This is a genomic window from Stenotrophomonas sp. C3(2023) (assembly GCF_032911385.1).
Classification (GTDB): Bacteria; Pseudomonadota; Gammaproteobacteria; order Xanthomonadales; family Xanthomonadaceae; genus Stenotrophomonas.
The window spans coordinates 2,425,976-2,435,504 of sequence record NZ_JAWJLO010000001.1 but is presented as its reverse complement, the minus strand read 5'-3'; the positions used below and the strand labels follow the sequence as shown (position 1 = coordinate 2,435,504).

The 9,529-nt window shown below is 66.8% G+C and carries 8 protein-coding genes and 1 tRNA gene; 6 read left to right on the top strand and 3 right to left on the bottom strand.

Going from position 1 to position 9,529, the window contains the following annotated elements:
• Positions 1-204: 204 nt before the first annotated feature.
• Entirely contained in the window at positions 205-474 is a 270-nt protein-coding gene (rpsT, locus tag RZA67_RS10985; RefSeq protein ID WP_005408560.1) for a 30S ribosomal protein S20, read from the bottom strand.
• Between the two features lie 116 nt (positions 475-590).
• Between rpsT and murJ the strand changes: the two genes are divergently transcribed.
• The 5 genes from murJ (at position 591) to ispH (ending at position 7,547) form a co-directional block, all read left to right on the top strand.
• Positions 591-2,195: a murein biosynthesis integral membrane protein MurJ gene (gene murJ / locus RZA67_RS10980; protein ID WP_317213984.1), complete on the top strand. Its 1,605-nt coding sequence runs from the start codon at positions 591-593 to the stop codon at positions 2,193-2,195.
• Positions 2,196-2,268: 73 nt separating this feature from the next.
• On the top strand, positions 2,269-3,216 hold the full coding sequence (locus tag RZA67_RS10975; RefSeq protein WP_317212781.1) for a bifunctional riboflavin kinase/FAD synthetase: 948 nt from the start codon (positions 2,269-2,271) through the stop codon (positions 3,214-3,216).
• The gene (ileS, locus tag RZA67_RS10970; protein WP_317212780.1) at positions 3,213-6,044 is read left to right on the top strand and encodes an isoleucine--tRNA ligase; all 2,832 of its coding nucleotides are present in this window, start codon (positions 3,213-3,215) and stop codon (positions 6,042-6,044) included. Before RZA67_RS10975 ends, ileS begins: the two co-directional genes overlap by 4 nt.
• Complete coding sequence (lspA, locus tag RZA67_RS10965) at positions 6,044-6,550, top strand: signal peptidase II (RefSeq protein WP_317212779.1); 507 nt, start codon at positions 6,044-6,046, stop codon at positions 6,548-6,550. The genes ileS and lspA overlap by 1 nt, the downstream gene beginning before the upstream one ends.
• Positions 6,551-6,596: 46 nt before the next feature.
• Entirely contained in the window at positions 6,597-7,547 is a 951-nt protein-coding gene (gene ispH, locus RZA67_RS10960) for a 4-hydroxy-3-methylbut-2-enyl diphosphate reductase (RefSeq protein WP_317212778.1), read from the top strand.
• Between the two features lie 86 nt (positions 7,548-7,633).
• Here ispH and RZA67_RS10955 read toward each other — a convergent pair whose 3' ends face one another.
• Positions 7,634-8,323 (bottom strand): hypothetical protein, encoded by a 690-nt coding sequence (locus tag RZA67_RS10955; RefSeq protein WP_317212777.1) that lies wholly within the window; start codon positions 8,321-8,323, stop codon positions 7,634-7,636.
• Positions 8,320-9,270, bottom strand: coding sequence for a hypothetical protein (locus RZA67_RS10950; RefSeq protein WP_317212776.1), 951 nt, complete (start codon positions 9,268-9,270; stop codon positions 8,320-8,322). Before RZA67_RS10950 ends, RZA67_RS10955 begins: the two co-directional genes overlap by 4 nt.
• A gap of 144 nt (positions 9,271-9,414) precedes the next feature.
• Between RZA67_RS10950 and RZA67_RS10945 the strand changes: the two genes are divergently transcribed.
• A tRNA-Thr gene (locus RZA67_RS10945) sits at positions 9,415-9,490 on the top strand.
• Positions 9,491-9,529 lie beyond the last annotated feature (39 nt).

Here is a 9,529-nt window from a genome sequence, read left to right as displayed (position 1 = left end):
AGCGTGACGACCAACGGTCGTCACCTACCAGAAGCAAGAAAACCGGCCAAGGCCGGAGCATACCCATAAAAAAACCCGGCCAAGGCCGGGGCATGTGCATAAAAAAACCCGGCCAAGGCCGGGGCATGTGCATAAAAAAACCCGGCCAAGGCCGGGTTTTGCATGCCGCCGGAAACCCCGTGGGGCCTCCGGCAACGAGCCGGATCAGGCAGCCTTCAGGGCCTTGATGCGGTCGTTCAGGCGGCTCTTGTGGCGGGCAGCCTTGTTCTTGTGGATCAGGCCACGCGCGCTGAAGCGATCCAGGATCGGCTGGGCAACGGCGAAGGCGGCTTCGGCGCCGGCGGCATCGTTGGCGTCCAGCGCCTTGATCACTTTCTTGACAGCGGTGCGCAGCATCGAGCGCTGAGCCACGTTGCGCGCGTTGCGCACGACGGTCTGCTTGGCGCGCTTCTTGGCGGACTTGATATTGGCCACGGTGGTGGTTTCCTGAAAAAACGGTGTAATGGGAACAGCAAGCTCGGTAGTATGGGCGTCCGGAAAATGTACGTCAAGTCGATTGTCAAGAGGATTGTTGAGTGAGTTCACCGAGGATGCTGCGGGGCCTGCTGTCGTTCAGCAGCATGACGATGGTCTCGCGGGTGCTCGGCCTGGTCCGCGACCAGGTCATCACCACCACGTTCGGGACCAATGCGGTCACCGACGCCTTCTGGGTCGCCTTCCGCGTGCCCAACTTCCTGCGCCGCCTGTTCGCCGAGGGCTCATTCGCCACCGCCTTTGTGCCGGTGTTCACCGAGGTCAAGGAGACCCGCAGCCATGAGGAGCTGCGCGAGCTGATGGCGCGCGTGGCCGGTACCCTGGGCGGGGTGCTGATGCTGGTCACCGCGCTGGCGCTGATCTTCGCCCCGCACCTGGCCAGCCTGTTCTCCAGCGGCGTGGACACCGACCCGGCCAAGCAGGGCCTGCTGGTCGATCTGTTCCGGCTGACGTTCCCGTTCCTGCTGTTCGTTTCGCTCACCGCGCTGGCTGGCGGTGCGCTCAACAGCTTCCAGCGTTTTGCCATGCCGGCGCTGACCCCGGTGATCCTCAACCTGTGCATGATTGCCGGCGCGTTGTGGCTGGCGCCGCGGCTGGGCGGCACGCCCGAGAAGCAGATCATGGCGCTGGGCTGGGCGGTGCTGGCGGCAGGCCTGCTGCAGCTGCTGTTCCAGCTGCCGGCGCTGAAGGGCATCAACCTGCTCACCCTGCCGCGCTGGGGCTGGCGGCACCCGGGTGTGCGCAAGGTGATGACCCTGATGGTGCCGACCCTGTTCGGCTCCTCGGTGGCCCAGATCAACCTGCTGCTCGATACGGTGATCGCCGCCAAGCTGACCGACGGCTCGCAGTCGTGGCTGTCGCTGGCCGACCGCTTCCTGGAGCTGCCGCTGGGCGTGTTCGGGGTGGCGCTGGGCACGGTGATCCTGCCGGCACTGGCCCGTCACCATGTCGGCACCGACCGCGATGGCTTTTCCAATGCGCTGGACTGGGGCCTGCGCATGACCCTGCTGATCGCCGTGCCCGCGATGTTCGGCCTGCTGCTGCTGGCCGAGCCGCTGATCGCCACGTTGTTCCAGTACCGGCAGTTCACTGCGTTCGACACCCGGATGACCGCCCTGGCCGTCTATGGGCTCAGCTTCGGCCTGCCGGCCTTTGCGCTGCTCAAGGTGGTGCTGCCGGCCTTCTACGCGCGGCAGGACACCAAGACCCCGGTGCGCGCCGGTCTGGTCGCGCTGGTGGCCAACATGGTCTTCAACTTCGCGCTGCTGGCGGTGCTGTACCAGGTGATGGTGCCCGAGGAGCTCAGGTCGCAGGGGGTGATGGCCGCGCTGGGCCGGCAGCCCGGCCTGCACCTGGCGCTGGGCATTGCCAGCGCGCTGTCCAGCTATCTGAACCTGGCGCTGCTCTGGTACTGGCTGGGCAAGACCGATGTCTACCAGCGCCGTCCGGGCTGGGGCCGGTACGTGCTGCGCCTGGTGCTGTCCTGCCTGGCCATGGTGGCGGTGCTGCTGGCGTTGCTGCACTGGCTGCCGGCCTTCACCGGCATGGACAAGTGGCAGCGCATCGGCAGCCTGGCGCTGCTGGTGGGCAGCGGCGGTGTCACCTATCTGGTGGCGCAGCTGGCGCTGGGCCTGCGCCCGCGTGACCTGCGCGGGCATTGATCCGGGTCGCTGGCGGCTATACTTCATGGTTATCACCGAAACAGCGGCGGCCTTTGCGGGCCGGCCGGACCAGATGAGCGTGTTGTTCCGAAGCGTTGAAGGCGGGGCGTTGTTCCCCAACGGAAGCGTGGTCTGCATTGGTGCTTTTGACGGCCTGCACCTGGGCCATCGGGCACTGGTGCGCCACGCGGTCGCCCGTGCGCGTGCGCTGGGTGTTCCGGCCGTGGCGGTGGCCTTCGAGCCGCTGCCGCGCGAGTTCTTTGCCCAAGGCACGCCGCCGCCGCGGCTGACCCTGGCCCGCAGCAAGGTGCAGATGCTGCGCGAGCTGGGCGTGGACGCCATCGGCCTGCTGCGCTTTGACGCGGCAATGGCAGCGATGCCGGCCGAGACCTTCGTGCAGCGGCTGCTGCATCAGCGGCTGTCGGCGCGCGAAGTGTGGATTGGTCCACAGTTCCACTTCGGCAACCGCCGCGGTGGCGATCTTGCGCTGCTGCAGAAGATGGGCGCCGAGCTGGGCTTCAGCGCCGGCGAGATCCAGGCCGTGGACCTGCACGGCGAACGCATTTCCAGCACGCGCATCCGCCAGCTGCTGGTGGCCGGTGACTTTGCCCGTGCTGGCGATCTGCTCGGGCGGCCGTACAGCATCAGCGGCCGGGTGGTGCGTGGCCGCCAGCTTGGCCGTACGCTGGGCTATCCCACCGCCAACCTGCGCTACCCGCGCACCCCGGCGCTTTCAGGCATCTACGCCACCTGGGTGCACGGCGTGTTCGAGCAGCCCTGGCCGTCGGTGTCCAGCTTCGGCACCCGTCCAACGGTGGACGGCATCGAACCGTTGCTGGAAGCGCACCTGTTCGATTTCCAGGCAGACCTGTACGGTCGGCATGTGGAAGTCGAGTTCGTCGCAAAACTCCGCGACGAGGAGAAATTCAATGATCTGGCCGCGCTGACCGACCAGATGCACCGCGACGCCGAGCAGGCGCGCGCCCTTCTTACCGAACACAGATTGCGAGCCACTGCGTGAGCCAGGACTACAAGACCACCCTGAACCTGCCAGCCACCGAGTTCCCGATGCGCGGCGACCTGCCCAAGCGCGAGCCGGGCATTCTGGCGCGCTGGGAAGAGCAGGGGCTCTACCAGCAGCTGCGCGACAACGCGCAGGGCCGCCCGCTGTTCGTGCTGCACGATGGCCCGCCGTACGCCAACGGCCGCATCCACCTGGGCCATGCGGTCAACAAGATCCTCAAGGACATCATCGTCAAGTCGCGCTATCTGGCCGGCTTCGATGCGCCCTACGTGCCGGGCTGGGACTGCCATGGCCTGCCGATCGAGATCGCGGTCGAGAAGAAATGGGGCAAGGTCGGGGTCAAGCTCGATGCCGTGCAGTTCCGGCAGAAGTGCCGGGAGTTCGCCGAAGAGCAGATCCAGATCCAGCGCGCCGACTTCAAGCGGCTGGGCGTCACCGGTGACTGGGACAACCCTTACAAGACGCTGAGCTTCGACTTCGAGGCCAATGAGATCCGCGCGCTGTCCAAGATTGTGGCCAACGGCCACCTGGTGCGCGGCGCCAAGCCGGTGTACTGGTGCTTTGACTGCGGCTCGGCGCTGGCCGAGGCGGAAATCGAATACCAGGAGAAGGAATCGCCTGCCATTGACGTGGCCTACGCCGCGCGCGACGTGCAGGCCATGGCGCAGGCGTTCGGCGTGGCCATCCCGGCCGACGTCGAGGTCGCCGTGCCGATCTGGACCACCACCCCGTGGACGCTGCCGGCCTCGCTGGCGGTGTCGCTGGGCGCTGACATCCGCTACGTGCTCGCCGAAGGTCCGGCCCACGGCGGCAAACGCCGCTGGCTGGTGCTGGCTGCTGCGCTGGCCGAGCGCGCACTGCAGCGCTACGGCGTGGACGAGGTGGTGCTGCACGGTGAGACCACCGGCGCCGCGCTGGAGCGTCTGGTGCTGGCCCATCCGTTCTACGCCGAGCGCGACGTACCGCTGCTCAACGGCGAGCATGTCTCCGATGAGGACGGTACCGGTGCGGTGCACACCGCCCCCGGCCACGGCCAGGAAGACTATGTGGTCAGCCAGAAGTACGGCCTGCTGGAGCACTACAACGCTGGCCAGATCACCCCCATCGATGGCCGTGGTGTCTACCTCGAATCCACCCCGCCGGCAGGCGAGGTGGTCCTGGCGGACCAGCACCTGTGGAAGGCGCAGGAGCAGATCGTGCAGGTGCTGCGTGACAACGGCAGCCTGCTGGCCTTCGCGCCGATCCGCCACAGCTACCCGCATTGCTGGCGGCACAAGACCCCGGTGGTGTTCCGCGCGACCCCGCAGTGGTTCATCTCGATGGACAAGATGAACCTGCGCAACGACGCGCTCGCCGCCATCGACACCGTGGGCTGGTTCCCGAGCTGGGGCAAGGCGCGCATCCAGAGCATGGTGGACGGCCGTCCGGACTGGACGATCTCGCGCCAGCGCACCTGGGGTGTACCGATTGCATTGTTCACCCACCGGCTGACCGGTGAGATTCACCCGCGCTCGGTGGAGCTGATGCAGCAGGTGGCCGACCGCGTGGAAGCCGAAGGCATCGACGTGTGGTACGCGCTGGACGCTGCCGAGCTGCTCGGTGCCGAAGCGGCCGACTACGAGAAGGTCACCGACATCCTCGATGTCTGGTTCGATTCCGGAGTGACCCACGAGGGCGTGCTGGCCGCGCGCGGCTTCGGCAAGCCGGCCGATCTGTATCTGGAAGGCTCGGACCAGCACCGCGGCTGGTTCCAGTCCTCGCTGCTGACCGGTGTGGCCATCGACAAACAGGCGCCGTACAAGCAGTGCCTTACCCACGGTTTCACCGTGGATGAGCACGGCCGCAAGATGTCCAAATCGCTGGGCAACGGCATCGAGCCGCAGGACATCATGAACAAGCTGGGCGCGGACATTCTGCGCCTGTGGATCGCCTCGGCCGACTATAGCAACGAGATGTCGCTGTCGCAGGAAATCCTCAAGCGCAACGCCGATGCCTACCGCCGCCTGCGCAACACCGCCCGCTTCCTGCTCGGCAACCTGGATGGCTTCGACCCGGCCGCGCACCAGGTGCCGCTGCAGGACATGGTGGCGCTGGACCGCTGGATCGTGCACCGCGCCTTCGAGCTGCAGGAGAAGATCAAGGCAGCGTTTGACAGCTACAACATGGCCGAGATCGTCCAGCTGCTGCTGAACTTCTGCAGCGTGGACCTGGGCTCGCTGTACCTGGACGTGACCAAGGACCGGCTGTACACCATGCCGACCGACTCGCACGGCCGTCGCTCGGCGCAGAGCGCGATGTACCACATCGCCGAAGCCTTCACCCGCTGGATTGCGCCGATCCTGACCTTCACCGCCGACGAGCTGTGGGGCTACCTGCCCGGCGAACGTGCCGGCCACGTGCTGTTCACCACCTGGTACGACGGTCTGGCACCCCTGCCGGCCAATGCCCAGCTCAACGCCGGCGATTTCGACCAGCTGCTGGCCGTGCGCGAGCAGGTGGCCAAGGTGCTCGAGCCGATGCGCGCCAACGGCGCCATCGGTGCCGCGCTGGAAGCGGAGATCACCGTGGCGGCCAGCAGTGAACAGGCCGCGCGCTGGGCCCCGCTGGCCGACGAGCTGCGCTTCCTGTTCATCAGCGGCGACGTGCAGGTGCGCCCGGCAAGCACGGACGAGGTATTCGTCAGCGCCCAGCCCACCACCAAGGCCAAGTGCGTGCGCTGCTGGCATCACCGCCAGGACGTGGGCAGCGATGCGGCCCATCCGGAGCTGTGTGGTCGCTGCGTGGTCAACATCGACGGGGCGGGCGAAGCCCGGCGGTGGTTCTGATGGCCGCCCCGCGTCCGCGTCCCAACGCGCTGGTCTGGCTGCTGCTGTCGGCGGCCATCATCGGCCTGGACCAGTGGAGCAAGGCCTGGGTGCTGTCCAGCCTGCCCGAGTTCCAGCCGGTACCGGTGATCGATGGCTTCTGGAACTGGTACCGCACCTACAACACCGGCGCGGCCTTCAGCTTCCTCAGTGAAGCCGGTGGCTGGCAGCTGTATTTCTTCACCGCCCTGGCGGTGGGCATCAGTGCCCTGATGGCGTACTGGCTGGCGCGGACCCCGCGCGCGGACTGGCGCAACGCGCTGCCGTTCGCGCTGATCATCGGCGGTGCCATCGGCAACGTGATCGACCGCCAGGTCCATGGTCACGTGGTCGACTTCATCCAGTGGTACATCGGCAGCTACACCTGGCCCTCGTTCAACGTCGCCGATGCGGCCATCGTCGGCGGTGCCATCGGCCTGGTGCTGTTTGGTGTGTTCGACGGCAAGGCGCGTAAAAAGAGCCGATAATGCTTCCCCGAAACCGCAAGCCGGCGCTGGCCGGGAGACCGAACTGATGGATGTGCTGCTCGCCAACCCGCGTGGATTCTGTGCCGGCGTCGATCGTGCGATCGAGATCGTCAAGCGCGCGATCGAGACGCTGGGCGCGCCCATCTATGTGCGCCACGAAGTGGTGCACAACCGGTTCGTGGTCGATGACCTCAAGCAGCGCGGCGCCATCTTCGTCGAGGAACTCGACGAAGTGCCGGACAACAACACGGTTATCTTCAGCGCGCACGGCGTATCGCAGGCGGTGCGCAGCGAAGCCGAGCGCCGTGGCCTGAAGGTCTTCGATGCCACCTGTCCGCTGGTGACCAAGGTGCATTTCGAAGTGGCCCGGCACTGCCGCGCTGGCCGCGACGTGGTGCTCATCGGTCATGCCGGCCACCCCGAGGTGGAAGGCACCATGGGCCAGTGGAACCAGGAAGCCGGCACCGGCCGCATCTATCTGGTTGAAGACGTGGAGCAGGTCGCCACGCTGGAGATCGAGCAGCCGGAGAATTTTGCCTACACCACCCAGACCACGCTTTCGGTGGATGACACCCGCGGCATCATCGACGCGCTGCGCGCGCGCTTCCCGGCGATGCAGGGGCCGAAGAACGATGACATCTGCTACGCCACGCAGAACCGGCAGGATGCCGTGCGTGACCTGGCCAAACGCTGCGACCTGGTGCTGGTCGTCGGTTCGCCGAACAGCTCCAACTCCAACCGCCTGAGCGAACTGGCCCGGCGCGAAGGGGTGGAAAGCTACCTCATCGACGGCGCGCACGAGATCAACCCGGAGTGGGTGGTGGGCAAGAAGCACATCGGCCTCACCGCCGGCGCCTCCGCGCCGCAGGTGCTGGTGGACGGCGTGCTGGCCCGGCTGGCCGAGCTTGGCGCGCAGAGCGTCGGCGAACTGGACGGCGAACCCGAATCGATGGTGTTCGCCCTGCCCAAGGAACTGCGCCTGCGCCTGATCGACTGATCAGCCGCCTCGCCCTGCGCCCGCTGGGCGCCCCTCGGCAGGTGACGACCGTTGGTCGTCACGCTCTGGCCTCCGGCGGGACGTCCTCAACGCCGCCGCACCGCCGTCACATTGCCGCCCGCGTCATACCTGAGCTCCACCGACTCCCGATCGCCATGCACATCCTCAGGCAGCCAGCGCAGCTTGCCGCGACGGACCACCACGTAGACATGGCTGACCTCCTCCGGCTCGGCCTGCAGGCGCGCACGATGCTCCCTTAACGCGGAGGCGATGCGCGCCACCACCGCAAAGTCGACATCCGCCAGCGGCGCACTGTTGCGCTCCAGCGTGATCAGCGGCGCCATGCGGTTCGGATTCACCGGCTTGCCGCGCGTCCACACGCCCTCGTCAAAGCCGTATTCATCCACGTTACCCGGCTGCAGCGGATCCACCACTTCCAGGTTGATCCGGCCGTCGTCGTAGAAGTGGATGTCATCGAAGACCTTCAGCGGCTGGCCCTCGAACTGCGGCAGCGCGAGCAGCTGTTCACGGGCATCGACCAGCCAGGCCTGGTCGAACAACCGGTTTGGCGCAGGCGCCTTGGGTTCGCTGGCGCGCGCGCGCTGCTGCGCTTCGATCTGCGCTGCCTGCGCACGTGTGGCCTCCGCCTCGGCACGCACCGCGTCGGCCCGCAGCGTCTGCTCGATCGTCGCCCAGGCGCCACCGAGCTTGGCCACGCAGAGCAGCAGCAACAGGATCAGGGCGAACGGCCAGCCCGTGGCAGGTACCCGCTTCATGCGACCTCCATGCGGACAGTGGCCGGATTTTCCGGGTCGTAAAGCACCTGCACGCGTTCGCGCGGGATGTGGGCCAGGTCGATCTGCGCGATGAAATGGCGCACCTTCGTCCGGTGAACCGTACCGCGCGTATCGGGGTACTCCAGCTCGAACTCCACCTGTGGCTGCTCGTTGAGGTAGGTCCCGGTCTGCCGGACCCCCAGCACCTTGGCCTCCACGCCGATGCCGCGGTACTTCAGCACCTCGCCGCGGGCATCGCCGCCAATCCTGCGCAGGAACAACTGCCCCGCCAGCACGTAGAGCCACAGCACGAACGGGCAGACCAGCAGCGGGTGGCCCAGCGACAGGAACGTCCAGCCCAGCCCCGCGTTCTGGCGCTGCCAGACCATCGCATACGCGGCACAGATCAACGCGACGAACAGCAGCAGCCCCAGCGCACGGCGCACCAGACTCCCGGTGTCCAGCTCGGACTGCGCCCCTTCCAGCACCATGTTCGGGAACGGGCCCGGTTGACGGCTGAGGCGGATGTCCAGCGACCGACCCTCGACGAAGCGGTTCAAGGCTGGCTGCGTATCGACCACCTGCAGCTGCTCGGTGATCGGGGTATCTGACAGGTTGTCGAAGGCCAGCTGCAACTGCCACTGCGCAAAGCCGCGCACGTGCGTTCCAGTCTGCATGGCGCGCTCGATCCGCGCACGGCGGGGCAGGCCGCTTGTGCTGATGTCCTTGACCCGCAGCAGGGAGCGAGGCGGGCCCAGCAGGAGCTTGTCCAGCCACTGGTAGATCAGCCCCAGCCACAGCGCCAGCGAGGCACCCAGCAGCGTGAGCGCCCACGCGGTGGAGGCAGGAGCGGGCGAGCCGGACTGCTCACCGAAGTAGATGATGCAGGGGAAGGGGAGCGCAAAGAACAGCAGGAACGCGCCCCAGAACCAGAGCATGGGTTTCATGGGGTAGGGCAGTGGCAGTAGAGCAAGCCCCCTAGCGTACCGCTCCGCCGTGAAGAGGCCTATAGCGATCCCGTACGACGCCTCCTGCGCGTCACTGCGAATGGATTGACCGTTACCCGGCGGCCCCGTAAACTTGCCCGCTCAGCCGGAATAGCTCAGTTGGTAGAGCGGCGCATTCGTAATGCGTAGGTCGCAGGTTCGACTCCTGTTTCCGGCACCATGTTTGATGAAAAGCCCCGGCCCAGGTCGGGGCTTTTTG

What these genes read in the sequence shown, in the direction of transcription:
- murJ (WP_317213984.1), top strand. Translation starts at nt 591, where the DNA reads ATGCTGCGGGGCCTGCTGTCGTTCAGCAGCATGACGATGGTCTCGCGG.
- RZA67_RS10975 (WP_317212781.1), top strand. Translation starts at nt 2,269, where the DNA reads ATGAGCGTGTTGTTCCGAAGCGTTGAAGGCGGGGCGTTGTTCCCCAAC.
- lspA (WP_317212779.1), top strand. Translation starts at nt 6,044, where the DNA reads ATGGCCGCCCCGCGTCCGCGTCCCAACGCGCTGGTCTGGCTGCTGCTG.
- ispH (WP_317212778.1), top strand. Translation starts at nt 6,597, where the DNA reads ATGGATGTGCTGCTCGCCAACCCGCGTGGATTCTGTGCCGGCGTCGAT.
- RZA67_RS10955 (WP_317212777.1), bottom strand. Translation starts at nt 8,323, where the DNA reads ATGAAGCGGGTACCTGCCACGGGCTGGCCGTTCGCCCTGATCCTGTTG.
- RZA67_RS10950 (WP_317212776.1), bottom strand. Translation starts at nt 9,270, where the DNA reads ATGAAACCCATGCTCTGGTTCTGGGGCGCGTTCCTGCTGTTCTTTGCG.